This window comes from Bacillus sp. JHAA, from assembly GCF_036961585.1.
Lineage (GTDB): Bacteria > Bacillota > Bacilli > Bacillales > Bacillaceae > Bacillus > Bacillus velezensis.
Window position 1 is genome coordinate 253,450 of record NZ_JBAMDE010000001.1, and the last position, 23,751, is coordinate 277,200.

A 23,751-nucleotide genomic window follows, 5' to 3' on the forward strand; every position below is an offset into this window, starting at 1 on the left:
TTGTCAAAATAATATTCTAATTGAAACTTTACCGAAAGTTTGTATGTAAGTAAAATATATAATCATGATGACAACGATTAAGATTACTAATGATAAAAAGCCCTTTGCACTTGGCAAAGGGCTTACACGAATAAGCCGGCGGGCACTTCTTTAATAAAAGGAGAGTGTTCTCCCGGAGACAATACGGTCAGATGATGCATCGCCCGCGTACAGGCCGTATATAACAGCTTACGGTCATGTTCGCTTTTGTACTGGACAGCAGAGGCGTCAGCGGCAATGACGGCGTCAAACTCAATGCCTTTTGCCAAATAAACGGGAATGACGCATACCCCTTTTTGAAAAGGCTGGTTTTCTTTATTGATCAAGCGGACACCGCTCTCGGCGCTGACTGCCTGAAACACTTTTTTGGCTTCCGCGGCCGTTTTGCAGATGACGGCGACCGTCTCCCAGCCTTTTTGTCTGAGCTCCCGGATTGTATCCGCCAATTGTTCCTGCCGCGCATTTTCTGTATCCGTCCGCAAAACACGCGGTTTTTCCCCGTTCCGGTTAAATGGCTCAATGTCATCGCCGTCAGCCAGCAGCGCTTTCGTAAATTCAACAATCTGCCGCGTCGATCTGTAAGTCCGCTTCAGGCTGACATACTTTTCTGCACCATTGCGAAAGCAGCCGGCGAGGGAAGAAGGGCCCGTAATGGTGTGGGCATAAATCGACTGGCTGACATCACCGAGCACCGTCATCTTTGCCGCTGGGAAGATGCTTTGAATATACGTGAGCTGAAATGGGGAATAATCCTGCGCTTCATCAATGAAGACGTGCTTCATTTGTGTGTTTTTTCTTTTTCCTTCTAACAGATCCTGCAAATACAGATACGGAGCGGCATCTTCATACGGAAGTGATCGTTCTGCAAATGCGTTTCTGGTCAAAGCGCCGATGCTCTCCCAATGATCGGGCTTTTCATCAGCTCCCCAGTCTGAAAACAGCCGGAGATACATCCGTTTTATATCGAGAAAGCCGAGCCGTCTGACGGCCTGCTTAATCGGTTTAAAGGCTTTGCCGACAATAATGGCGCCAAGCAGCCGCTGTTCGCGCTGATGGTCGTCAAATGCAGGTTCATCATCTGCCGCCTGCTTCTTGAGTGTTTGATAAACCTCAGCATAGTCTTCCTTATCAAGCAGCTCGCTCTCCTGCAAGACCCATTCCTTCTTACGCTCCTTTTTTTCGAGAGCGCTGATTTCCGCGAGAAGCCATTCCGCTGTCAGCTCCGCTCTGTTCGGAATCGGCAGCTGCTGATCAAGCGAATAAAAATAGTCTTCAATCCGCTCTTTTGAAATCAGGATGTCTCCCCGGAAGCTGATCTGTTTACACATCAGGCCAGAGCCGGAAAGCGAGCAGGCGTAGCGGTCAATCATGGCCTGGAAAGCTGATGACGCTTTGTAAGCAATGGCTGCGAGCCTTACGGAAAGTGCGTCCTGATTTTGTTCAGTCAGGCAATATTCAAGCTGCTCGTACGGGCTTTCACAATCAAACTTTCGTCCGAGCCGGCGGATGATATATTCCTGAAAGGTGGCCTGCTCCATATTCTCTTCTCCCAATTCCGGCAATACGGCGGAAACATAACTGTTGAACAAAATGTTCGGGGAAAACAATACAATCTGACGGGCATCAAGCACCCCGCGCCCGCGGTACAGCAAGTAAGCGGCCCGCTGAAGCGCCGCGGATGTTTTCCCGCTTCCGGCGGCTCCCTGAACAATGAGATATTTGCTTTTTTCATCCCGGATGATTTCGTTCTGTTCTTTTTGGATGGTTGACACGATGTTTTTCATATGCTGTCCGGAATGCCCGCTCAGCACCTCTTGCAGCATTTCGTCACCAATCGTCATATCCGTGTTAAACATCGCTTTAAGCGTCCCTTTTTTAATGATAAACTGCCGCTTCAGTGTGATGTCTCCTTCTATCGTTTCTTCGGGAACTTCATAGCGGGCTTTTCCCGGGGAATATTGATAGTAAAGAGATGAGATGGGCGCGCGCCAATCATAAATGAGAAATTGCTCGTTGTTTTCATCCATCAAAGAAGTCAGCCCGATATAAATCCGCTCGGAAGAGGACTCCCCTTTTTCCGTAAAATCGACACGGCCGAAGTAAGGAGAGGTTTTCAGCTTTTGGATTTTTTGAAGCTGCCGGTATTGAAGCCGATGCGTCCGTTCACGTTCTGAAAGCATTTCTGCCTGCTGTTTAATGCTTGAAAATGTCTCAGCCGCTTCGTGGGCGTCATCCATATTCACGGTGACATCATCCCAAAACGTTTTTCTCAGCCCGACAATATCCTGCTTCAATCCGCCCGATGAGGCTTCAAGATGAGTTTGTTTCTGTTCCAGTTCCTTCATGACAAAATTGATTCTTTCCTGCTCTTCTTTCCACTCTTTATCACGTTTTGCCATCAGCGGCACCTCCGACATCAAGCTGACAAATCCGGCTTTCATCATACAAACATATATGCAACATATTATTCAGCATTATGGTCAAATACCCTTTTTCTTATCATATCGGGCGTCTTTTTTTATCAGAAGCCGTTATGAAAAAAAACCGATTTCTTTATGAAATCGGTTTTTTACTGATCTATATGATAGGAACGATTCGGCAGGCGCCACCTGAACACATAACTGCAGATGCGGCATGCCACAAGCACAAGAAACAGCACATACAAACCGGCGGCATCCCCGGCCCAGCCGAGGCCCACGATTAACCCTCCGAGCGCGGCCCAGACTGCATAAATTTCCGCCTTGAGCACAAGCGGCTTCCTGCCCGCGAGCAAATCCCGTATGATGCCGCCCCCGCTGCCGGTGAGGACCGCTGCCGCAATCACCGCACTGAGCGGATGGCCCATTTTCACGGCATATAAAGCGCCTTGGATGGCAAACGCCGAAAGCCCGATGGCATCGGATAGGTTGCCCCATTTACTCCAATGTCTTAACAGCAGCTTCGGAAACAAAAAGACAATCGTAACTGATGCGAGAGCGATTTGAAAAAACGCGCCTTGCTCCCACAAGGCGGAGACCGGAACACCGATCAGCAGATTTCGGATCGCTCCTCCGCCGAACGCCGTTACAATCCCCAAGATGTACACGCCTAAAATATCATACTCCTCTTCCATCGCAACAATCGCTCCGCTGACCGCAAACGCAATGATGCCGATTACACTAAGCAGCTCCCAGGCCATTCCATATGCTCCTTTTTATTTGTTAAATTTTCTGACGACCATTAGATTTTATAATCGCTTTCTCTTAAAATCAACCTTATTTTTGAAAGATTCTGATTCCTAACCCGGGACAACCTCACTCGCAACGGCTGGGAGCAAGAACATTTACCTATTTTATACTATTTTGGGAGGTTTATTGGAAGTTTCATTGAATACTTTCTCTAACAAAAAGGGGGTTATGAGATGAAAATCAGTTCACTTGTTTTTCCTGTTTTATTGGCCGCCGGATTAATTCCCGGCCTGCCGTCAGCCGAAAGCCATACGCATTCGCACACTCATGCGGAGCCGGCGAAAACGGTGTATACGGACCCGCTTCCGAAAGCCGATCATTTTAAAGATCTGAAGGGCCCGGTCCAAGTCGAACAGACGGTTGACACAAAAATTCTGGATGAAAACGGCAAGCAGGTCGGCACGAAACGATTCAATGCCAATGTCAGTCAGGATAAAGCCTCAACTAAAGCCAGCACGGGCAGCCAGAAGGTCAGAGTGCTGGCGGTGGCGGACGCTGAATACCGCGCCAAATACAGCGACTGGCAAACGCGAATCGTCCAGATCGTGGAGCAGGCGGATGTTGCTTTTAACCGTGATCACAACATTGATTTCGTCGTACAGGCCGTGCAGGCTTGGAATTCCTCGGGCTCAAACAGTTCTCAGATTTTATCGAATCTCCAAGGCAGCTTCAGAAATCAAAATTATCATTTTGTCGTCGGTTTTACCGCAAAATCAAGTTTTGACGCCGGCGGTATCGCGTATGTATATAACGGCAAACCGAGCGGCCCGGCTTTCAGCGTGAACCTTGATCAAGGAACGGCCAACACGGCGAAAGCGGCACAGCACGAGTTTTCCCATAACTTCGGACTTCAGCATGACGCCCAAGGCAGCGGCATCCGCTGCGTCATGAATTATGATTATGCCTATTCCGTGGATATTTGGGACAGCTCCCATAACAGACAGATTGAGACAAACAAAGCTTGGTACAAATAATAGAAAAAGAGCCGCTCCCATGGAGCAGGCTCTTTATTTTGCCGTGCGTTCCGTTTTGACAAAACACATGCAGATAATAATGAGAATAAATGCCGTCAATGCCAGGAAAGGAATGGTAATGAAACCGAACCAGTTAATATATTCAGATGAGCAAGGCACGCCGTAGACACACGGCTTGATGCCGCTGAAACCGGGCACCTTCTGCTCAAGGTAATGCATGATCGATATAAACGCGCCGATGACGGCCATCGGCAGCACGTATTTTTTTACGCGCGTGTCACCCTGGAAGGTGGCGATTCCTAAAATCAGGACAAGCGGGTACATGAGAATTCTTTGATACCAGCACAGCTCGCACGGTATGAATTTTCTGATCTCGCTGAAATATAGGCTGCCGAGCATGGCAGCAAGAGCTATCACCCAAGAAGCATATAAAAATACGATTCTATTTTTCATTTTTCAGCTCTTTCTTAATCGTTTTTGAAATCTCATCATAATCAGAGAATTCTTTAATCACTTTGTCATTTACGTAAATCGTCGGTGTCGCCGTAATGTTTAATTTATCATTCAGGTCAGTGTCAGCTTTCAGCTCTTTTGCAAATGTCTCTTTATCAAGGTTTTCCTTCAGCTTGTCAGGATCAACCTTTTTCGCGGTGCTTTTGACCGTTTTTTCAAGCAATGCAGGCGTGACCCATTCCTGTTCGCTTGACGGCTGCTGTTCAAACAGCTTTTCATGGAATGCCCAGAATGATGCCGGGTCTTCTTTCCACACCTCTTCTGAAGCAAGAGCCGCCAGACGCGAGCCGCTTCCGTGGTACATGACGTTCACAAATGAAAATTTCACGTCGCCTTTATCGATAAAATCTTTTTTGATTTTCGGAAAGATATCGCTGTTAAATACTTTGCATGACGGACACTTGTAATCTCCGAATTCAACTACCGTAACAGGGGCTCTGTCTTTGCCAAGCACGGGCTGTCCTTTAATGGAAGGCTGTTCGGCGACTGTTTCGCCCGCTTTTTCCGTTTGGTTGTTAATAATTACGATGGCCGCAAATAAAACGACAACGATTAACGTCAGAATCACCGCAAATTTCGCAGACGATTGTTTCTTTTTCACTCAGACACCTCATTGTTTTTAAAATAAAAAAGAAGCGGATGCCGGATGGCCCGCTTCTCTATTTTACCAAGACAACCTTGTTTAAGAAAACCCTGAAAAACGAATTATCTTTGACAATTATTCCGCTTTCACTCTCATGACGCGCATCGCGTTGGCAACGGCGATCAGCGTGACGCCTACATCTGAAAAGACCGCTTCCCACATGGTGGCGAATCCGAATGCGCCAAGCAGGAGAAAAATGATTTTTACGCCTAAAGCAAATCCGATGTTCTGCCAGACGATCAGGCGTGTACGGCGTGCAATCCGGATGGCTTCGGCTGCTTTTGACGGCTGGTCTGTCATCAGGACAACATCGGCCGCTTCAACGGCGGCATCAGAGCCGAGAGCCCCCATGGCAGCTCCGATGTCAGCTCTGGCAAGCACAGGCGTATCATTAATCCCATCGCCGACAAACATCAGTTTTTCATTCGGTGCAAGCGCCGCTTCAAGTTCTTCGACGCGGTCTACCTTGTCACCCGGCAAAAGCTCTGTGTACACGTCATCAATACCGAGCTCTCGGCCGACAGCTTCTCCGGTCTGCTTTGAATCACCCGTCAGCATCACTGTCCGCTTCACGCCGAGCGCTTTTAAATTGGCAATGGCCTGTTTGGCGTCCTCTTTGATTTCATCGGCGATCACGATCGCCCCCGCATACTGCTGATCAACGGCGACATAGACGACGGTTCCGTTGTTTTCAGCTGTGCCGGAAGCGATTTGTTCTTTTGCCATCAGTTTTTGATTTCCGGCTAAAATCGTTGATCCGCCGGTTTTCACCCGAATGCCGTGTCCGGGTATTTCTTCATATTCTTCAATCTCCTCAGCCGAGAGCGGTTGATTGTAAGCTTCACGGATGGAAGAAGCAATCGGATGATTGGAATGGGCTTCTGCAAGCGCGGCCGCATGAAGCAGGCTGTCTTTCGTAAATCCCGCCGCCGGTTTGATATCAGTAACGGCGAAATTGCCTTTCGTTAAGGTTCCCGTTTTATCAAACACGGCGTATGCCACCTGATTGAGCGCTTCTAAATAGTTGCTTCCTTTCACGAGCACCCCTGCTTTAGACGCAGCTCCGATACCGCCGAAAAACCCGAGCGGAATGGAGACGACGAGTGCGCACGGACAAGAAATCACAAGGAAAATCAGCGCGCGGTACACCCAGTCGGATAGCGCGGCTGAAGGCACGAGAAGCGGCGGTAAAAAGGCGAGAAGCACCGCAACAATGACAACAACCGGTGTATAATACTTGGCAAACTTCGTAATAAAGTTTTCCGTTTTCGCTTTGCGTCCGGCCGCATTTTCGACCATATCCAATATTTTTGACACGGCAGAGTCTTCATATCCTTTAGAGGTTTCAATATGAAGCACGCCGTTCTGATTCATAAATCCGGCCATCACATCTTGCCCCGGCTCCGCTTTTCTTGGCACGGATTCGCCCGTTAAAGCGGATGTATCAACCATCGAAGAACCGCTCAGCACCTTTCCGTCCAGCGGAATCCGTTCTCCGGGATTCACGACGATGACCTGTCCGACTTTGACGTCCTGCGGCGAAACGGCAGTCATGCCGTTTTCCGTTTTCACATTGGCGTACTCAGGACGGATGTCCAATAACGCGCTGATCGATTTTCTGGATCGGCTGACGGCCGCTCCCTGAAACAATTCACCGATTTGGTAGAACAGCATGACCGCGACGCCTTCCGGATACTGATGAATCATAAATGCGCCGATCGTGGCAAGCGCCATCAGAAAATGCTCATCAAATACCTGGCCGCGGACAATGTTTTTTCCCGCTCTGGCTACGATATCGCCGCCAATAATCAAATATGAAGCAAAAAAGAGCAGAAACTCAAGGACGGCGCTCGTGTGCGCGAAGTAAGCGATGACGGCCAAAACGGCTCCCGCAGCCAGCCTCACTAACATCAGCTGCAGCTTTTTGCGGTACTCATCCTCGCCGGGTTTGTCTTCGTGCTTCGAACGAACGGTCACATGAGGATCAATGGACTTTACTTTTTTCACAACCTCATCTTTCATCCATTGTTCGTTTTTGCCGCCGGCTGAGACCGTGATGGTGCTTGCCGCAAAATTGACAGCACAGCCGTCTATGCCGTCAATGGCTTTTACGCCGTTTTCTATTTTTTTTGCACAGTTGCTGCAATCAAGTCCGTCTAATACAAATTCACCTTTGGCTGCTTTCATTTTCGACTCACCCTACTTTCCGTAATAGGATTCCCATAACATCAATACAGCTAAACGAATTTATATATATGAACATATACTCATATATGTGTTTTCTCTATTATATGCAGGCTTTGAATAAAGTGTCAATAAAAAAGACAAAACAGGCCTCAGCCTATTTTGTCTTTTTTTACCCTCTGTAAACGCAAAGCATTAAGGACGACCGATACTGAGCTGAACGCCATGGCAGCGCCTGCCACCCACGGGGCCAGAAAGCCGGACGCCGCAATCGGAATGCCGATGCTGTTGTATCCCAATGCCCAGCCTAAATTCTGCTTGATGTTTCTCATGGTCAGCCTGCTCATGCCGATGGCGTCGGCAATGCCGTTCAGGTCACCGCGGATCAGCGTAATATCCGCCGCTTCCATTGCGATATCTGTGCCGGTGCCGATGGCCATTCCGATATCGGCCACAGCCAGCGCCGGAGCATCATTGATGCCGTCACCGACCATCGCCACGCGCCGGCCTTCTTTTTGCAGCCGGGAAATTTCCGCCGCCTTTTGTTCGGGAAGCACTTCAGCGATCACGCTGCCGATGCCCGCGGCTTTTGCAATGGCTTCCGCGGTCTTTTTGTTGTCACCGGTCATCATGATGACGTCAAGCCCCATATCATTCAGGCGTTTCACCGCGGCCGGAGATGTTTCTTTGATTGTATCGGCGACTGCGATAAGGCCCGCCGCTTTGCCGTTTGCCGCAATAAGCATCACCGTTTTTCCTTCCGCCTCCAAGCGGGCCATGTGCGGAAGCAGCGCCTCATGTTCAATGTGTTCTGATTCCATCAGCCGTCTTGATCCGGCAAGAATCGTTCTGCCGTCAGCCTCGGCGTATATTCCGGAACCGATCCGGGCTTGGAACCGGGTGATTTTCGGGATGGCAATCCCCCGTTTTTCGGCTCCTGACACGATGGCTTCTCCAAGCGGGTGCTCTGATCCCGTTTCGGCGGCCGCCGCCAGCCGCAGGAGTTCCTCTTCGCTCATTCCCGCTGCCGGTACGGCATCTGTCAGAACCGGTCTGCCGTTTGTCACCGTTCCTGTTTTATCCAGTACGATGGTCGTCAGACGCTGTGTTTTTTCTAAATGCTCTCCGCCTTTAAAGAGAATGCCGAATTCAGCTGCACGGCCGGAGCCCGCCATAATGCTCGTCGGAGTGGCGAGCCCGAGTGCGCACGGACAGGCAATGACAAGCACGGCGATGAATTTGCCGATCGCTTCAGAAAACTGTCCCGGCGCCGCCCATACATACCAAATGAGAAAAGTCAGCACGGCCAGCCCCAGCACAATCGGGACGAAAATGCCTGAAATGTGATCTGCGAGCCGCTGAATGGGGGCTTTTGATCCTTGGGCTTCTTCCACGATTTTAATAATGTGTGCAAGCGCGGTATCTTTCCCGACATTCACCGCTCTGATTTTGAGAAAGCCGTTTGCATTGATCGTCGCCCCGGTGACGGTGCTTCCGGGAGACTTATCGACAGGCATGCTCTCCCCCGTAATCATCGATTCATCAATTGCGGAATGGCCTTCAATCACTTCGCCATCGACAGGAACACGTTCTCCCGGTTTCACATATACGATATCCCCCGTCCGGACCTCGTCAATCGGAATCACCTGTACCTTCCCTTCCCGCTCAACCGCCGCCGTCTTCGCCTGAAGCTTCATTAACTTTTTAATCGCTTCTGATGAGCGGCCTTTCGCTTTCATCTCTAAAAGCTTTCCAAGCAAAATCAAAGTCAGCAAAATGGCGCTCGTTTCATAATAAAGCCCCTCTACATGTCCGTCTCGTCCGAGAGACGCAATCGTCATGTACAGGCTGTATGCGTAAGCGGCCGTCGTTCCGAGCGCAACGAGAACATCCATATTGGCGCTTTTGTTTCTCATCGTCTTGTACGCTCCCATATAAAAAGGCCAGCCGATGACGAGTTGCACCGGGGTGGCAAGCGCGAATTGCAGCCACGGATTCATCAGGATATCCGGCATCCAGATAAAAGAAGTAAAAGAAAAATGGCTGACCATCGACCAGAGAAGCGGAAAGGAGAGAACGGCAGAAAATATCAGCCTGATCAGCTGCTTTCGCTGCTCTTTCTCCTTTTGGGATAATCCGCCATCTCCATCAACCGCTTGCTTCTCGTCTAATCTGTAGCCGAGTTTTGCCACGGTCTCTTTCAGTTCTTTCGGTGTCACCTCTTTGGGGTTGTATTCAACGGAGACCGTTTCAAGGGCGAAATTCACCGGCGCGCCCACAACGCCCTCTGTTTTGTTCAGGCGCTTTTCAATCCGATTGGCGCAAGCGGCGCACGTCATGCCTTCAATCTGAAACTCGGCTTTTTCCGTCACAACATGGTAGCCGAGTTTTTCAATTTTATCCTTTATGGCGCCAGCTTCGATTTTGTCAGGCTGATAGGAAATATTTGAGGTCTCAAGCGCAAGATTGACGGAAGCGTCATTGACGCCGTCCATCCGTTTCAGCCCTTTTTCAATTCTTGAAGCGCAGGCGGCGCATGTCATGCCTCCCACTTGAATGGTCATCTCTTTCGGTTCACTCAATGCCCTCACCTCTTCTCACAAACCCCCAGGGGGTATCATTTTCATAAAAGAAAACCGCGCCCGTTTCCGCAGCGCGATAAATCCTATACGACGTCATAACCTTGATCTTCAATCGCGTCTTTTATATCTGATACGGAGACTTTGTTCTCATCAAACGTCACATCCACCTGTCCGGCTTCCAATTTCACCTGAACCGCCGTCACTCCGTTCAGTTCTCCCACTCCGGTCTCTACTGCTTTGACGCAGTGCTGACAGGACATGCCTTCGACTTGCAGTGTTTTTTGTTCCATGATAATTCCCTCCACGTCTTGTTTTTTCTTCTTCATGTTACCATACCCCTGTAGGGTATTTCAAAACATTTTATTTTACGATTTTGCGATTTTTTTCACAACATCAAGCAGCTCGGCAATCGCCTGCTCCCCGTTTCCGCTCTCAATGGCGCCGGCTACGCAGTGATGGGCGTGATCTTCCAGCAGATGAAACGCGACTTTCTGCATGGCCGCCTGTACGGCTGAAATCTGCACGAGAATATCCACGCAGTATCGTTCGTTATCCACCATATTCTGAATGCCCCTGACTTGGCCTTCAATCCGTTTAAGCCGGTTCAGGATCTGGTCTTTTTCTTTGGCGCTTTTATGATTTAACGATTGATGCTCGGTATGTTTGTCCATTTTCCACCTCGGTTTTTTTCTTCGTTATCTTCATTATACAGACTTGAAAATCCGGTGTAAAAAATTTTCAACACACAAGTTTTACCAGTACACCCGCGGGGTATATAATGTTATCACTTATCAAGAGGGGGAAACTCATTGAAAACGATACAAGTTGGCATATTGGGATATGGTTTGTCGGGTAAAGTTTTTCATGCGCCGCTTTTGGACGTCCTTGATGATTATCAGATCAAAAAAGTCATGACGTCCAGAACGGATGAGGTCAAACGTGATCTGCCGGGGGCTGAAGCCGTGCGCGCGATTGAAGACATTACCGGTGATCCTGACATTGATCTCGTCATCGTCACGACACCGAGCGGAATGCATTATGAATCAGCGATGAAATGTCTCCTGGCGGGAAAACACACCGTCGTGGAAAAACCGATGACGGCGACTTCAGCAGAAGCGGAGGAGCTGAGAAGAACGGCTGAAGATAAAGGCGTCTTGCTGAGCGTGTACCATAACCGGCGCTGGGACAATGACTTTTTAACAATACAAAAGCTGATTCGGGACGGGGCGCTTCAAGACATTCATACATATCAAGTCAGCTATGATCTATACAACCCGGTTGTACAGGAAAAATGGCGCGAAAAGAACGGACCCGCCACGGGAACGCTGTATGATCTCGGTTCACATATTATTGACCAGACACTTCTGCTTTTCGGAATGCCGGAATCCGTCACCGCACATGTGATGAAACAGCGGGACAACAGTGAAACCGTTGATAATTTTCTGGCCGCGCTCCATTACGGCAAACTTCAGTTCATTCTTCAATCCGGCTCCATGAATGCGGCAAGCGGCCCGCGCTATCAGATTCACGGACGGAATGCAAGCTTTATCAAATACGGAATGGATGGACAGGAAGATGCGCTTTCAGCGGGCAAAAAGCCGATTGACGACAGCTGGGGCGCCGATGATCCTGACAACTTCGGAGAGCTGACAATCGCAGCGGATGAAAAACGGCATACAGAAACAATCCCCTCTGAGAACGGCTCTTACCTTACGTACTACAAACTGCTGGCAGACAGCATCTTAAACGGAAAACCGCTTCCCGTTACGGCAAAAGAAGGCATCGATGTCATCCGTGTCATTGAAGCGGCGATGAAAAGCAGCGAACAAAAACGGACGATTGCCCTTTAATATGAAAAACCTCCCAGCCGTACGGCGGGGAGGTTTTTTTAAGATCAGAATGATTTTCCGGCTTCTTTCGCGCGGGCAATCGCATCTTCTTTAATTTGCTGTGCTTTATTCGGTTCAGCATTATGGCCTTCAACGATTAATCCGTCAAAAGAAGGAACGCCGAAGAAGTTCATCATGATGCCGATGTAACGGTGGCCCATTTCCATGTCAGCCGCCGGTCCTTCAGAGTAATAGCCTCCGCGCGCCTGAATGTGGAGCGCTTTTTTGTCTGTCAACAGACCGATCGGGCCTTGCTCTGTATATTTGAATGATTTTCCGGCTACAGCCACAGAATCAAGGTACGCTTTCATAACAGGCGGGAATGAGAAGTTCCAAAGCGGTGTGACGAATACGTATTTGTCAGCTGCCGCGAATTGATCGCTCAGCTCGTTCAGACGGCTGACTTTCGCTTTTTCGTTTTCAGAAAGCTCTTCAAAACCTGTGCCGGATTGAAGTTTTCCCCAGCCGCTGAATACATCCGCGTCGATATGAGGAATGTTCTCTTTGTAAAGGTCGATATGTACAACCTCATCATTCGGGTTTGATTCTTTATAAGAATCGATAAACGCTTTTCCTGTCGCCATGCTGTAAGATGTCTTTTCATCATGAGGATGAGCAGTGATATAAAGTACTTTTGCCATTGTAAACAGCCCTTTCGTTTTCAGATTACACACACATTTATTATGAAATATGAATGTTTTTTTATACTGATCAGTTCTGTAATAATTATAGTTACAAAAAAATCTTTTCGCAACAATAATATCTCGAAATCAGTATATTTTTTTGAAAAGACTGCAAGAAGTACCTCCAGCAAATCGAAAAAAACCCGCGTTAAGCAAATTTCGACAAAGAAAAGACCGATTTTGACCATGTTAAGCCTAAATCGGCTGTTTCATTTCAGACAGTTGTGTGGAATTTATCCATGCAAAATGTTCCTGCTCTTATATTAGAGACAAACGAATTCCGCTTCATACGTTCGAATTTATCACACTCTTTTATTGCAGGTCTGCTTGCCAGTTTAACAAATGTTTCATTTTCTGTTCTGTTTCACCTTCTTGGCGGGGTTGGTAAATGGTTAATTTTAGTTCAGGGGCATCGTACACTTGAAGAGTAATATGATCCATAATCATTTCTCCAACTAAAGGATGCAGCAGTGTTTTTTTGCCGCAAGGAGTACCTAGAACTTCATGCTTGGACCACCAATTACGAAACTCAGGGCTCTTATTGGTAAGTTCTTTAATAATATCTTTAAACCACTCATCACCGACAAAACGTGTATAGGCTAAACGAAATTGAGCAATCAAGCGTTGCGCATGATCTTCCCAATTAAGAAAGAGGTCTCGGTATTCTTTAGACGTAAAGCAACGCCAGACTGCATTACGATCTCGATCATTCATTTTATTAAAGTCACCAAAAACCACGGCAGCAGCTTTATTCCAGCTTACTATGTTCAATTTTTCGTCGGTTACATATGTAGGGCAGTATTCTAATTGACTCAATACATTTTTCAGGACGCTATTTACACTTTCAACGAGAGGTCTTCCCACCTTAGATAGCAATGGCCGATTTGCTAATAAAAATAGATGCTCTTTTTCCTCTTCATTTAACCTGAATACACGCGAAATAGCCTCCAATACGTCTGAAGATACCTGTATATCACGCCCTTGCTCTAACCATGTATACCAGGTTACTCCTATTCCTGCCAGCTGAGCTGCTTCTTCTCGGCGCAGTCCTTCTGTTTTTCTGCGCGGACCAATAGGTAAACCAAAGTCTTGAGGAGATAATCGCGCCCGTCGTGTTTTTAAGAAATCCCCTAGTTCTTTCCTTCTTTCTTTGTCACTTAACATGAACTTCTCCCCTTATAAGTAGTAGTTTTAATAATAGGATAAACACACTCCTATTCCCATTATAAACCTTCATCTATTCTAATAAATGAAGGAGGTGAGTTTTATGGTTTTCAAAAATAGGGCTGAGCCTTTCCCGAAAGGATTAGTTCTCCTCATGGCTGCAGCATGTGGTTTTACAGTAGCTAATGTCTATTTAAATCAAACGCTCTTAGTCAGTATGGCAAATACTTTTCACGTTTCTGAAAACAATATAGGAATTGTAGCAACTTTAACTCAAGTGGGATATGCATTGGGAAATCTTTTATTGGTACCATTAGGTGACATTTTTGAACGGAGAAAATTGATCCTAAGTTTATTATCTATTGTATGTATAATTTTAGCCGCAACTGCTTTATCAATGAATGTAACGTGGCTGATTGCAGCAAACTTAATTCTTGGATTTGTTACCATAGTCCCTCAAATTATTGTTCCTCTTGCTGCTAATTTAGCTTCAGAAGAGAACAGAGGAAAAGTGTTAGGGAATGTTGCCATTGGCTTAGTGTGTGGGATTTTAGGCGCTCGATTTATCAGTGGTTTTGCAGATTCCCATTTTGGATGGAGATCAATGTATTGGGCTTCTTTTGCTGGCACAATGATAATGATCATTTTAATGGCAATGTATCTTCCAAAAAGCAAAGGAAATCATGCAATGCAGTATAAAACATTACTTGCATCTTTAGGCCCGTTATTTAAAAAAGAAAAAGTGTTGCAAAAAGCTTGCCTGAGTCAAGGAATGATGTTTGGTTCCTTTAGTGCCTTCTGGACAACTCTTATTTTTTTATTAAATACTTCTCCGTATTCTTATGGGAGCACCGCGGCAGGTTTAATAGGTTTAGTGGGAATAGCTGGAGCCTTTGCAACTCCCATGATAGGCCGGGCGATCGATAAAAAAGGATCAAAATTTGCTAATACCTTATGTATGTTTATTTCTTTAATCGCTTTTCTGACCTTAATATTCTTAGGATATTGGTTACCGGGATTAATTCTTGGCGCACTATTAGTAACAGTTGGCACGCAAGCAAATCAAGTTGCTTGTCAAGCTGCTATCTTTCAACTATCTCCTGAAAAGAGAAGCAGATTAAATGGTTTATACATGGTATCTACATTCTTAGGCGGATCTTTAGGATCATATCTAGGTGTACTTGCTTGGAGCAAATGGCATTGGTATGGAGTATGTACAGTTGGGATACTCATGATAGGTATTGCTTTTAGTTCCTTATTTAGCTTACCTAAAAAAAGAACAGTAAAAAATAGAGAATTCGAGAAAGGAAGTCATATCTAATGTCTGAAAATACAGAAAACTACAAAAAGGGATTGGAAGTTCTATCAAAAATAGATCCGCACAACTATCAAAATATCGTGAACAGTTTTAAAGATTCAGCAGCACCTGACTTGGGAACTTTGGCTGTGGAATTTAATTACGGTCAAATTTTTTCCAGACCGGGATTAGATTTAAAATCCCGCCTTCTTGCAGCAGTTGCTGGTCTGACTGCTTTAGGAAATACGGAACAATTAAAATTTTATATTAACGGAGCTTTAAATGTCGGATGGACCGAAGAAGAAATTGTGGAAGCTATGATGCAAATGTTAATTTATGCAGGCTTTCCTGTCGCATTAAATACCATTTTAACAATAGCTACTGAAGTATTTTCTAAAAGACGAAATCAGCTGTCAGCCAATTTATTGGAAGGAGAGTAAAAAATGATTATTGATAGTCATGCCCACGTAGTTCTACCTGTAGAAAAACACATTGAAATGATGGATTCAAGCGGGATAGATAAAACTATTTTATTCTCTACGCTTGTTCATCCAGAAAAAAGTGAAAGCTACGATGAATTTATTCAGGAAATGGATGTACTGAATCAAATTTTAAATAACGAGATAAACCCCCTAGAAGCACGAGTAAAAGCTCTAGAAGAATTAAGGGATGCTATCGCAAAATATCCTGACCGTTTTATTGGATTTGGATCAGTTCCCCTTTTAAGTTCCTCCGGAGAACTGCGTGATTGGGTTGAGAAGATTGTAAAAGATTATAAAATGAAGGGACTTGGAGAATTCACCCTTGGTTCAGGCCAAATTAAAATGCTTGAGCCTGTATTCCAGGCAGCTGGTGATTATAATTCCTTTCCGATTTGGGTGCATACATTCCATCCACTCAATTTAAATGATATTCAGGAATTGTTCGCTTTAACTCGTAAATATCCCACTGTCCCTGTAATCTATGGCCATTTGGGAGGGATTCATTGGCAGCAAGTTATTGCATTAACAAAAGAAACAAAGAACGCCTACCTAGATATTTCTGCATTTTATACAACCTATGCATTATCTTTGGCTATAAAAGAACTCCCAGAGAACACTTTATTTAGTTCTGATTTTCCATATGGTGATCCATTCCTAAATAAGTTGGCAGTTGAACGCCATGCTTCAAGTGAAGAAGTCGTACAACGAGTACTAGGCGGAAATATTGCTAACCTCTTAAAGATTTAACTTATTTTTATAACAATTTCTTAGGGAATATAAGTTTGAAGGATTGCATTCAGCAGGTTTTCATTCCTTACGTCTTTTAAATAATAAAGAGCCGATTTACTCTTAACGGTTAACGGGGTAAATCGGCTCTTTTCTTATCCAAAATGCTGGCGGGATCCCTTTAATGACGGGAATGGCAAGCAGCAGAAAAAGCAGAAACATTTAGTTTCTGCTCAAAATCGGGTTTGATTTACAGACCGGAATATCCAACCCGAGATTCCCCCGCAGTGTATCGGCCGGATAGCTTTTTCGGTACAGCCCCTTTTCCTGGAGGATTGGTATGACATGATCCACAAAGGCTTCAAGCATGCCGGGGATGTCAGAGTGAATGATAAACCCGTCCGCCGCTTCCCGCTGAAACCATGTTTCAATTAATGACGCTACACGTTCAGGTGTGCCGATAAAATGGGTTCGCGGAAACGCGGCTTCGCGCGCCACTTGACGCAGCGTAAGATTCCGGGCTTTCGCCTCTCTTTTGATACGGTCTGTCGTGCTTTGAAACGCGTTTTTCCCGACGTCGCCCAAATCAGGAAACGGCTCATCCAGCGGAAAACGGCTCAGATCATAATCGTCAAAAAATCTGGCCACATATTTAACAGCGTTCTCTATCGGAATCAGCTCGGCAAATTCTTGGTATTTCGCTTCCGCTTCTTCTTGTGAGCCGGCTATAATCGGACTGATTCCCGGAAAAATCCGCAGCTTGGAAGCGTCCCGGCCGTAATCCGCCGCCCGCTTCTTCACATCATCATAAAAAGCCTTCGTTTCCTCAAGTGAATTGGAGTGCGTAAAGACTGCATCTGCATTCCTCGCGGCAAACGACCGGCCGGTTTCTGAAGACCCCGCTTGGAAAACGACCGGCTCTCCCTGTTTGGACCGGCCGATATTCAGCGGGCCCTCCACTTGAAAATACTCGCCTTTGTGATACAGGCGATGCAGTTTGTCAGGGTCAAAAAACTGCCCGGTTTCTTTGTTGCGGACGAAGGCATCTTCTTCCCAGGAATTCCACAGACCGCGCACCACGTCCACATGTTCCTGGGCGATGGCATAGCGCCGGCTGTGGTCGGGAAGGCTTTCTTTGCTGTGATTGCGCGCAGCTCCCGCCTGCGGAGAGGTGACGAGATTCCAGCCCGCCCGGCCGCCGCTGATATGGTCAAGAGACATCAGCTGTCTTGCGATGGTGAACGGCTCAGTGAACGATGTGGAAAATGTGCCGATTAAACCAAGATGGGTTGTAGAGGCGGCAAGCGCCGATAAGATAGTGATCGGCTCAAACCGATTTAAGAAATGCGGGATGGACTTTTCAGAAATGAACAAGCCGTCCGCAATAAAAGCAAAGCTGAACAGCCCTCTTTCAGCAGTCTGCGCTTTTTGCCTGTAAAACGCCGCATTCGTGCTTGCTGTCGGATCGGCGTCGGGATGACGCCAGCCGTCCGTTGTGCCGCCGACACCGTGAATCATGGCTCCGAATTGAATAAGATCTGTCCGGCTCATTTTCTCTCCCCCTTTTTCCCCTCGTAATCAGCAAGCGCCCGTTCTACATGTTCAATGCCGACTTGAGTAACGGCCTGATACACACGGCTGTCACCGCTGCCGATTTCAACGACGGGAACATGACGGATGCCGTACTTCGTCTGCAGCACGTCACTCAATTCGTCCCGCTCTGTCACATCAATTGTTTCGTATGCAACGGCATTTTCCCGCAAATATCCTTTCACTTCATCGCAATAGGAGCAGCCCTGTTTGCTCCAGACCACTACGTTTACTTCATGACTCATGTTCATCCCTCCTATAATTGCGGGGCCGGCTGCACCGCTTCGCTTAACAGCCGGTAAGACAATCGTTTTTCCTCAGCGTTTTTGATAGGCGACAAAATCACAAAATCAGTAATGCTGTACGGAACGGATAATCGTCGCAGCTCGGCGGCGGCCTCTTCTTTTGTCCCGGCAATCACACCCGTCTTTTGTGTAATCAGCTTATATGGCTGCGTGACTTGTTCAAGAAACGCTTCCGCTTGTTCCCGGGAACCGACATTCACCTTTTTGCCGTCTTCGAGAATGATTTTGACCGACTCACGCGATACCACGTGTTTTTCCGCTTCTGCTTTTGTATGCGCGGTAAAGACCATCGGCGCAAGGTGAAATTCCGCCTTAGACCCTTTCGGCAGATGCTCGTCAAAGGCGTGGCGCGCTTTTTCTAACGCAGCCTCTTCACCGTTTATGAAATAGGCGAAAACGAAGGAAATGCCGAGTTTGGCCGCGGATATCGCGCTTTCCGCGCTGCCGCCGAGCAAAAAGAGGTCAGGCGCATACTCAGTATGCGGCGCCGGCCGCAATGACGCGTAGCGGTGCGAGTCCGGAAAATCATTTCGGATGAAATGAGTCAGCTCCTCAAGCTTTTCTTCAAATAAACGGGCGGGCTGGATAAGCTCCCGCTGCAGCGCATCGGTTGACAGCTGAAATCCGCCGGGCGCTTTGCCGACACCAAGCGCCACACGGCCGGGAGCAAGAGCGGACAGAACCCGGAACTGCTCTGCCACTTTATAAGGACTGTAATGCTGCAGCATCACCCCGCCGGACGCGAGACGGATTTTTTTCGTGCTTGCGGCAAGATACCCCAGAACAATTTCCGGCGCTGATCCCGCTATCTCTTCATTGTTATGATGCTCCGCCGCCCAGAAACGGTCATATCCGTATTGTTCGGCCTCCTGAGCCAATCTCACCGTTTGCCGCAAGGCTTCTTCTGCGGTTTGGTTTTCCGCGGTGACACTTTGGTCTAAAATGCTTAAACGAATCATACGACAGGCTCCTTTATGCGCTCTTTTATGTCATAACCGTAATCAGGCAGCACGCGGCGGAGGAACTTCTTCGTTCTTTCTTTTTTCGTCTTGTAAAAGACTTCCTCAGGCGTTCCTTGTTCCACGATTGCTCCTTCATCCATAAACACAATTTGGTCGGACACTTTTCTGGCGAATTCCATTTCATGTGTGACAATGATCATGGTGGCGCCGGTCCGCACAATGTTAAGCATCACCTCGAGCACCTCGCCGACAAGCTCCGGATCAAGGGCTGCGGTCGGTTCATCAAACAGCATCACATCAGGATGAATGGCAAGCGCCCTGGCAATTCCGACCCGCTGCTTTTGGCCTCCCGACAGCTGATTCGGATAGGCGTGCAATTTATCCTGAAGCCCCACCTTGGCCAGTTCCCGCTCGGCAATGGCGTACGCATCTGGTTTTTTCATTTTCCTTGCGACCGTCAGGCCTTCCATAACATTTTGAATCGCCGTTTTATGCGAAAACAAATGATATTGCTGAAAAACCATCGCCGTCTGTTTCCTCAGTCTGAGAATGTCTTTTTTGGCAGGCTTTTTGCAGTTAATGACTTCACCGTGCAGCGAAATGGCGCCCTCATCCGGCCGCTCAAGTAAATTAAGGCAGCGCAGAAAAGTGGTTTTCCCGGAACCGCTCGGGCCGATGATGGTCACGACTTCTCCTTTCCGGACACTTAAATTGATCCCCTTTAGCACGTGATGACTGCCAAAATGTTTCTGAATGTTTCGGATTTCGATCATAATGCGCCTCCTTGATATCTGGCCGCCCTTTTTTCCGCCAGACTGTTTACAGCTTCGAGAATCAGCGTTAATCCCCAATAAATCACGGCAGCCCCGATAAATGCTTCCAGAAATGCATAGTTATCGGATGCCGCAATCGTCGCCGTTCCTGTAATTTCAGGCACCGCAACAATTGCCGCGATGGAAGTGGTATGCAAAAAGCCGATGCCTATGTTGGTGAAGTTCGGCAGCGATATCATGAACGCCTGCGGCAGAACCACGCGCCGAATCATCTGGCCCCGCGTCAAGCCTATTGAATATGCCGCCTCCGCCTGCCCCGTATCGACGGCCATGATCCCGGATCGGAGAATTTCCGTCATATAAGCGCCTGCCGTTAATGACAGTGCCATGATGACAAACACGGCGACCGGAATCTGATTGGCCGACCAGCCGAGATGAAACGCGCGGCTGAATTGATCGGCAATCAGCGGAACCCCTAAATAAATCAGCATAATATGGAGAATCGCCGGGGTGCTGCGGAAAAAAGACACGTAAAACGCTGAGCAGGCCAGCAGCCATTTGATGCGGAATATACGCACCGTGATATTGCCGAGAGCTATGAAAAATCCGGCAATAATCGGAATGACCGTCATCGCCAATGTAAGCGGAACGGTTTTCATCATTTGTTTGATCGCAGTGCCGATAAATGGAATGTCCAGCTCCACTGTTCTCCCTCCTTTTCAGCCGTGCGCGCTCATGTCAAAAACCGTCACAAGGCGCGTCTCATCTTTCTTGATTCGTTTTTCGGCCCATCTGAAGACACATTCAAATAAAAGGGCGGCCGCATAATACAGAACAGAAAGCGAGATATACACTTCTAAAGAATGATTGCTCGATGTAATCAAGGTCTGTCCTCTGCCCGACATATCCATCACCCCGATCGAAAAAGCGAGTGATGTATCTTTTAAGAAACCGATCACCATATTTCCGATGTTGGGAAAGGCCTGCACAAGCGCCTGCGGCAGAATGATGCGCCGGAATGTCTGCCCCCCGTTCAGCCCGATGCTGAAAGCCGCCTCCGCCTGCCCGCGGTCGACGCTGTTCACACCTCCCCTGATGATTTCGGCCGCTCTTGCCGCGCTGCTCAGCGCGTACGTGGCGATGGCCGCATACAAAGGGTCCATTTTGGAGGTATCAATCCCGGCGAGCGCCGTGAGCGCCGGAATACCGTAAAATACAATGAACAGCTGCACCATGATGGGCGTTCCTCTGAAAAAAGAGATATACAGCTTCGCAAACTGATTCAAAACGGGAATACGATAGATGCGGAGCAGCGCCAAAAGCAGCCCCAATAGAAAGCCGAACAGCAAAGACACCGCCAATATATACAGCGTGACGGGCAAATACCCGAGCAATGTCGGCACAAAGGACGCGATCATACTGATATCAAACGCTTTTTCCATTGCCGATCCCTCTCTTTTTCACTTAATATTGCTCCTTTGAATAATCAGCGCCGAGCCACTTTTCACTCAGCTTTTTAAGCGTGCCGTCATCAATGATTTCCTGCAGGGCTTTATCAATGTCATCGCTCAGCGTTTGTTCATTTTTGTTAAACATAAAGAACACTTTGGCATTTGACAGCACCCCGCCGACCGTTTTTTCTTTGATCGCGCTCGTTTTGTTTTGGAAATCGACGGCAAACGGCGTAGAAATCGTCGCATCGGCGCGGCCGGATTTCAGCTGATTTGCCGCATCGTTGGAGCCTTGGCCGGCATAAGCGATTTCAAACGGACTGCCGTGTTTTTTATTCCATTTTTTCAGCACAAGCGCGCCGTTTGACGTCGGACTTGTAATGACCCGCTTTCCTTTCAAGTCATCAATGCCGTGAATGTTCCCGTTTTCTTGAAGCACCGTGATTTTCAGCGGGAAGTTGTTATACGCGACTTGATTGAACAGAAATTTTTTCTCCCGTTCGGCGCTTTTCTCCATTTGATGGGCTACGATATCGACTTTATGCTGGCCGAGGCTGACAAGCAGGTTGGAGAAATCCATCGTTTTAAAAGTGAAACGATAGTCCGGCAGGCGCCTGTCAAGCTCTTTCACCAGCTCAACGTCGTAGCCCGTCAATTTGCCTTTATCATCAATAAAGCAAATATTCGGAAATTGAGTTCCCGTGCCGACCGTGATGTTCTTCACGTTTTTCTGATTGCCTGATGCCGCCTCCCCGCCCGCGCCGCAGGCTGATAACGCCGCCGTTGCGGCAATTGTTAATGACATGACCGCCAATCTTATTTTCATGTGATCGCCCCGTTTTCTGCTTCAATTATTTCGTGAAACTTGATTTTGAATAATCCGCGCCGAGCCATTTTTCACTCAGTCTTTTCAATGTGCCGTCCTTCTCAAGCTTTTGAATCGCCCGATCCGTATCGTCGGCCAGGGTTTGGCTGTTTTTATTGAACATAAAATACACCTCGGTATCCAGCAGCACATCACCGACCGTTTTTTGTTTGAACGCGTGCGTCTTATTTTGAAAATCGACGGCAAACGGCGTGGATACGGTGGCGTCAGCGCGTCCTGTCTCCATTTGGTTTGCTGTATCACTGCTGCCCTGCCCGGCGTATTTCAAATGTATCGGGCTGCCGTGGGTTTTGTTGTATGCCGTCATATAATCCGCCGCGTTTGACGTCGCGCCGACGATGACGGTTTTCCCTTTTAAATCCCGGAGCGTGTGTATCGCGTCATTATCCGCCTTCACCGTGATGTACATCGGCGAGTAGTTATACGGGATTTTGTGATACAAAAAGCGTTTCTCCCGTTCCTTATTTTTCGCCATATTGTGCGCGATCACGTCAATTTTCCGGTTTCCGAGACTTGTAAGCAGATTCGAAAAATCCATCGTCTTAAAGACAAATTTGTATTGCGGCAGCTGTTTATCAATGGCTTTCATCACTTCAATGTCATAGCCGGTCAGCTCGCCTTTTTCATCCATAAAAGCAATGTTCGGAAAATCAGTTCCCGTGCCGACAATGACGGTCTGCACGCCGCTCCCCGCTTTTGTGCTTTCTCCTTGCCCGCACCCGGCCAGCACGCCGAGCAGCAGAAGCAGACAGCCGGCTCTGATCCGTTTTTTTATCATTGCGCCCAGCTCGGTGTGCCTAACAGCGACGCGTCAAACCGCTCCGGTATGAGCACCTTTCTCATCATGACTCCGATGTCTCCGTCTTTCTCCTGCTCAAAATACACTTCATACCCCCTCCGTCTGTACATATCTACAAGCCAGGGATGCTTGCGCGCCGAAGTGCCGAGCGTGATGGCCGGGGCCTTCAGCGTATCCCGCAGCACGTGTTCCTCCACATAAGTCAAAAGTTTGCTGCCGATGCCCTGCCCCTTCAGCTCAGGAAGCGTCGCAAACCACCAGACGAACGGATATTTTGACGGAGGCGTTTCACTCTCCCACGGAAAACGGATCGTAATTGTTGAAAGAAGCCGTCCGTCCCGTTCAAGCACGACGGCTGAATGATTTTCAATATTTTCTGTTACCATATCGATGTCGGCCCGCGCCGACGGCCAGTCAATCTCCAAATTGCGGATCGGCTGAAACGCGCTGTACAGCAGCTCTAAAAACTCCGGCGCATCCTTTTTCTCAGCCAATCGAAATATGTCTTCACTCATTCCGGTCACTCTCCCCGCAAAAATATATAATTCCAATTTGTTTACTAAGCTTTGATTGTTTATACTA

The 23,751-nt window shown here is 47.6% G+C and carries 24 protein-coding genes; 5 read left to right on the forward strand and 19 right to left on the reverse strand.

From position 1 onward, the window contains the following. Positions 1 to 122: 122 nt before the first annotated feature. Both helD and V7728_RS01305 read right to left on the reverse strand, forming a co-directional pair. On the reverse strand, positions 123 to 2,438 hold the full coding sequence (gene helD / locus V7728_RS01300; RefSeq protein WP_099567077.1) for an RNA polymerase recycling motor HelD: 2,316 nt from the start codon (positions 2,436 to 2,438) through the stop codon (positions 123 to 125). A 170-nt stretch (positions 2,439 to 2,608) separates the two neighbouring features. Then, positions 2,609 to 3,217: a trimeric intracellular cation channel family protein gene (locus V7728_RS01305; protein WP_007410017.1), complete on the reverse strand. Its 609-nt coding sequence runs from the start codon at positions 3,215 to 3,217 to the stop codon at positions 2,609 to 2,611. Between the two features lie 222 nt (positions 3,218 to 3,439). Here V7728_RS01305 and V7728_RS01310 point away from each other — a divergent pair, with 222 nt between their 5' ends. Next, positions 3,440 to 4,240, forward strand: a complete 801-nt coding sequence (locus tag V7728_RS01310) for a zinc-dependent metalloprotease (RefSeq protein ID WP_015418210.1) — start codon at positions 3,440 to 3,442, stop codon at positions 4,238 to 4,240. 33 nt (positions 4,241 to 4,273) lie between these two features. Here the strand turns inward: V7728_RS01310 and V7728_RS01315 are convergent, their stop codons facing one another. The 6 genes from V7728_RS01315 to csoR form a co-directional block, all read right to left on the reverse strand. Beyond that, positions 4,274 to 4,693 (reverse strand): disulfide oxidoreductase, encoded by a 420-nt coding sequence (locus V7728_RS01315; protein WP_007410015.1) that lies wholly within the window; start codon positions 4,691 to 4,693, stop codon positions 4,274 to 4,276. Next, positions 4,683 to 5,354, reverse strand: a complete 672-nt coding sequence (locus V7728_RS01320) for a DsbA family protein (protein WP_099567078.1) — start codon at positions 5,352 to 5,354, stop codon at positions 4,683 to 4,685. Before V7728_RS01320 ends, V7728_RS01315 begins: the two co-directional genes overlap by 11 nt. A gap of 117 nt (positions 5,355 to 5,471) precedes the next feature. Beyond that, a complete protein-coding gene (locus V7728_RS01325) occupies positions 5,472 to 7,583 on the reverse strand; it encodes a heavy metal translocating P-type ATPase (RefSeq protein WP_099567079.1) in 2,112 nt (703 codons plus the stop codon). A 149-nt stretch (positions 7,584 to 7,732) separates the two neighbouring features. After that, a complete protein-coding gene (locus V7728_RS01330; RefSeq protein ID WP_099567080.1) occupies positions 7,733 to 10,162 on the reverse strand; it encodes a heavy metal translocating P-type ATPase in 2,430 nt (809 codons plus the stop codon). 83 nt (positions 10,163 to 10,245) lie between these two features. Beyond that, entirely contained in the window at positions 10,246 to 10,452 is a 207-nt protein-coding gene (copZ, locus tag V7728_RS01335; protein ID WP_015240581.1) for a copper chaperone CopZ, read from the reverse strand. Positions 10,453 to 10,527: 75 nt separating this feature from the next. Then, a complete protein-coding gene (gene csoR / locus V7728_RS01340) occupies positions 10,528 to 10,833 on the reverse strand; it encodes a copper-sensing transcriptional repressor CsoR (protein WP_003151723.1) in 306 nt (101 codons plus the stop codon). Positions 10,834 to 10,971: 138 nt separating this feature from the next. On the opposite strand from csoR, the gene V7728_RS01345 reads away from it, so the two are divergent. After that, positions 10,972 to 12,012, forward strand: coding sequence for an oxidoreductase (locus V7728_RS01345; protein WP_099567081.1), 1,041 nt, complete (start codon positions 10,972 to 10,974; stop codon positions 12,010 to 12,012). Between the two features lie 44 nt (positions 12,013 to 12,056). On the opposite strand, the gene V7728_RS01350 is transcribed toward V7728_RS01345, so the two are convergent. Continuing rightward, positions 12,057 to 12,692 (reverse strand): FMN-dependent NADH-azoreductase, encoded by a 636-nt coding sequence (locus V7728_RS01350; RefSeq protein ID WP_015240584.1) that lies wholly within the window; start codon positions 12,690 to 12,692, stop codon positions 12,057 to 12,059. A 354-nt stretch (positions 12,693 to 13,046) separates the two neighbouring features. Continuing rightward, complete coding sequence (locus tag V7728_RS01355; protein ID WP_007410007.1) at positions 13,047 to 13,898, reverse strand: helix-turn-helix transcriptional regulator; 852 nt, start codon at positions 13,896 to 13,898, stop codon at positions 13,047 to 13,049. Between the two features lie 103 nt (positions 13,899 to 14,001). Here V7728_RS01355 and V7728_RS01360 point away from each other — a divergent pair, with 103 nt between their 5' ends. The 3 genes from V7728_RS01360 to V7728_RS01370 are packed head-to-tail and all read left to right on the forward strand — an operon-like array spanning position 14,002 to position 16,424. Then, entirely contained in the window at positions 14,002 to 15,219 is a 1,218-nt protein-coding gene (locus tag V7728_RS01360) for an MFS transporter (RefSeq protein ID WP_099567083.1), read from the forward strand. Beyond that, complete coding sequence (locus tag V7728_RS01365; RefSeq protein WP_007410005.1) at positions 15,219 to 15,635, forward strand: carboxymuconolactone decarboxylase family protein; 417 nt, start codon at positions 15,219 to 15,221, stop codon at positions 15,633 to 15,635. The genes V7728_RS01360 and V7728_RS01365 overlap by 1 nt, the downstream gene beginning before the upstream one ends. 3 nt (positions 15,636 to 15,638) lie before the next feature. Beyond that, entirely contained in the window at positions 15,639 to 16,424 is a 786-nt protein-coding gene (locus V7728_RS01370; RefSeq protein WP_099567084.1) for an amidohydrolase family protein, read from the forward strand. 201 nt (positions 16,425 to 16,625) lie between these two features. Here V7728_RS01370 and V7728_RS01375 read toward each other — a convergent pair whose 3' ends face one another. From V7728_RS01375 to V7728_RS01415, 9 genes are read right to left on the reverse strand one after another with little or no spacing between them, the layout of a single operon-like run. Further along, positions 16,626 to 17,954 carry an LLM class flavin-dependent oxidoreductase gene (locus tag V7728_RS01375; protein WP_099567085.1) on the reverse strand — a complete coding sequence of 443 codons (1,329 nt, stop codon included), beginning with the start codon at positions 17,952 to 17,954 and terminating at the stop codon, positions 16,626 to 16,628. Then, positions 17,951 to 18,238, reverse strand: a complete 288-nt coding sequence (locus tag V7728_RS01380; protein WP_072589568.1) for a glutaredoxin family protein — start codon at positions 18,236 to 18,238, stop codon at positions 17,951 to 17,953. Before V7728_RS01380 ends, V7728_RS01375 begins: the two co-directional genes overlap by 4 nt. A gap of 11 nt (positions 18,239 to 18,249) precedes the next feature. After that, positions 18,250 to 19,257, reverse strand: a complete 1,008-nt coding sequence (locus V7728_RS01385; protein WP_082998462.1) for an LLM class flavin-dependent oxidoreductase — start codon at positions 19,255 to 19,257, stop codon at positions 18,250 to 18,252. Next, on the reverse strand, positions 19,254 to 20,033 hold the full coding sequence (locus V7728_RS01390) for an amino acid ABC transporter ATP-binding protein (RefSeq protein ID WP_069007347.1): 780 nt from the start codon (positions 20,031 to 20,033) through the stop codon (positions 19,254 to 19,256). Before V7728_RS01390 ends, V7728_RS01385 begins: the two co-directional genes overlap by 4 nt. After that, positions 20,030 to 20,737 (reverse strand): amino acid ABC transporter permease, encoded by a 708-nt coding sequence (locus tag V7728_RS01395; RefSeq protein ID WP_020956345.1) that lies wholly within the window; start codon positions 20,735 to 20,737, stop codon positions 20,030 to 20,032. Before V7728_RS01395 ends, V7728_RS01390 begins: the two co-directional genes overlap by 4 nt. A gap of 15 nt (positions 20,738 to 20,752) precedes the next feature. After that, entirely contained in the window at positions 20,753 to 21,475 is a 723-nt protein-coding gene (locus V7728_RS01400) for an amino acid ABC transporter permease (RefSeq protein WP_012118458.1), read from the reverse strand. A 22-nt stretch (positions 21,476 to 21,497) separates the two neighbouring features. After that, positions 21,498 to 22,310 (reverse strand): amino acid ABC transporter substrate-binding protein, encoded by an 813-nt coding sequence (locus tag V7728_RS01405; RefSeq protein ID WP_012118459.1) that lies wholly within the window; start codon positions 22,308 to 22,310, stop codon positions 21,498 to 21,500. A 25-nt stretch (positions 22,311 to 22,335) separates the two neighbouring features. After that, a complete protein-coding gene (locus V7728_RS01410) occupies positions 22,336 to 23,148 on the reverse strand; it encodes an amino acid ABC transporter substrate-binding protein (protein ID WP_069007348.1) in 813 nt (270 codons plus the stop codon). Next, a complete protein-coding gene (locus tag V7728_RS01415) occupies positions 23,145 to 23,684 on the reverse strand; it encodes a GNAT family N-acetyltransferase (RefSeq protein ID WP_012118461.1) in 540 nt (179 codons plus the stop codon). The genes V7728_RS01410 and V7728_RS01415 overlap by 4 nt, the downstream gene beginning before the upstream one ends. Between the last annotated feature and the right edge of the window lie 67 nt (positions 23,685 to 23,751).

What these genes read in the sequence shown, in the direction of transcription:
- helD (WP_099567077.1), bottom strand. Translation starts at nt 2,438, where the DNA reads ATGGCAAAACGTGATAAAGAGTGGAAAGAAGAGCAGGAAAGAATCAAT.
- V7728_RS01305 (WP_007410017.1), bottom strand. Translation starts at nt 3,217, where the DNA reads ATGGCCTGGGAGCTGCTTAGTGTAATCGGCATCATTGCGTTTGCGGTC.
- V7728_RS01310 (WP_015418210.1), top strand. Translation starts at nt 3,440, where the DNA reads ATGAAAATCAGTTCACTTGTTTTTCCTGTTTTATTGGCCGCCGGATTA.
- V7728_RS01315 (WP_007410015.1), bottom strand. Translation starts at nt 4,693, where the DNA reads ATGAAAAATAGAATCGTATTTTTATATGCTTCTTGGGTGATAGCTCTT.
- V7728_RS01325 (WP_099567079.1), bottom strand. Translation starts at nt 7,583, where the DNA reads ATGAAAGCAGCCAAAGGTGAATTTGTATTAGACGGACTTGATTGCAGC.
- copZ (WP_015240581.1), bottom strand. Translation starts at nt 10,452, where the DNA reads ATGGAACAAAAAACACTGCAAGTCGAAGGCATGTCCTGTCAGCACTGC.
- csoR (WP_003151723.1), bottom strand. Translation starts at nt 10,833, where the DNA reads ATGGACAAACATACCGAGCATCAATCGTTAAATCATAAAAGCGCCAAA.
- V7728_RS01350 (WP_015240584.1), bottom strand. Translation starts at nt 12,692, where the DNA reads ATGGCAAAAGTACTTTATATCACTGCTCATCCTCATGATGAAAAGACA.
- V7728_RS01355 (WP_007410007.1), bottom strand. Translation starts at nt 13,898, where the DNA reads ATGTTAAGTGACAAAGAAAGAAGGAAAGAACTAGGGGATTTCTTAAAA.
- V7728_RS01360 (WP_099567083.1), top strand. Translation starts at nt 14,002, where the DNA reads ATGGTTTTCAAAAATAGGGCTGAGCCTTTCCCGAAAGGATTAGTTCTC.
- V7728_RS01365 (WP_007410005.1), top strand. Translation starts at nt 15,219, where the DNA reads ATGTCTGAAAATACAGAAAACTACAAAAAGGGATTGGAAGTTCTATCA.
- V7728_RS01370 (WP_099567084.1), top strand. Translation starts at nt 15,639, where the DNA reads ATGATTATTGATAGTCATGCCCACGTAGTTCTACCTGTAGAAAAACAC.
- V7728_RS01375 (WP_099567085.1), bottom strand. Translation starts at nt 17,954, where the DNA reads ATGAGCCGGACAGATCTTATTCAATTCGGAGCCATGATTCACGGTGTC.
- V7728_RS01380 (WP_072589568.1), bottom strand. Translation starts at nt 18,238, where the DNA reads ATGAGTCATGAAGTAAACGTAGTGGTCTGGAGCAAACAGGGCTGCTCC.
- V7728_RS01385 (WP_082998462.1), bottom strand. Translation starts at nt 19,257, where the DNA reads ATGATTCGTTTAAGCATTTTAGACCAAAGTGTCACCGCGGAAAACCAA.
- V7728_RS01390 (WP_069007347.1), bottom strand. Translation starts at nt 20,033, where the DNA reads ATGATCGAAATCCGAAACATTCAGAAACATTTTGGCAGTCATCACGTG.
- V7728_RS01400 (WP_012118458.1), bottom strand. Translation starts at nt 21,475, where the DNA reads ATGGAAAAAGCGTTTGATATCAGTATGATCGCGTCCTTTGTGCCGACA.
- V7728_RS01405 (WP_012118459.1), bottom strand. Translation starts at nt 22,310, where the DNA reads ATGAAAATAAGATTGGCGGTCATGTCATTAACAATTGCCGCAACGGCG.
- V7728_RS01410 (WP_069007348.1), bottom strand. Translation starts at nt 23,148, where the DNA reads ATGATAAAAAAACGGATCAGAGCCGGCTGTCTGCTTCTGCTGCTCGGC.
- V7728_RS01415 (WP_012118461.1), bottom strand. Translation starts at nt 23,684, where the DNA reads ATGAGTGAAGACATATTTCGATTGGCTGAGAAAAAGGATGCGCCGGAG.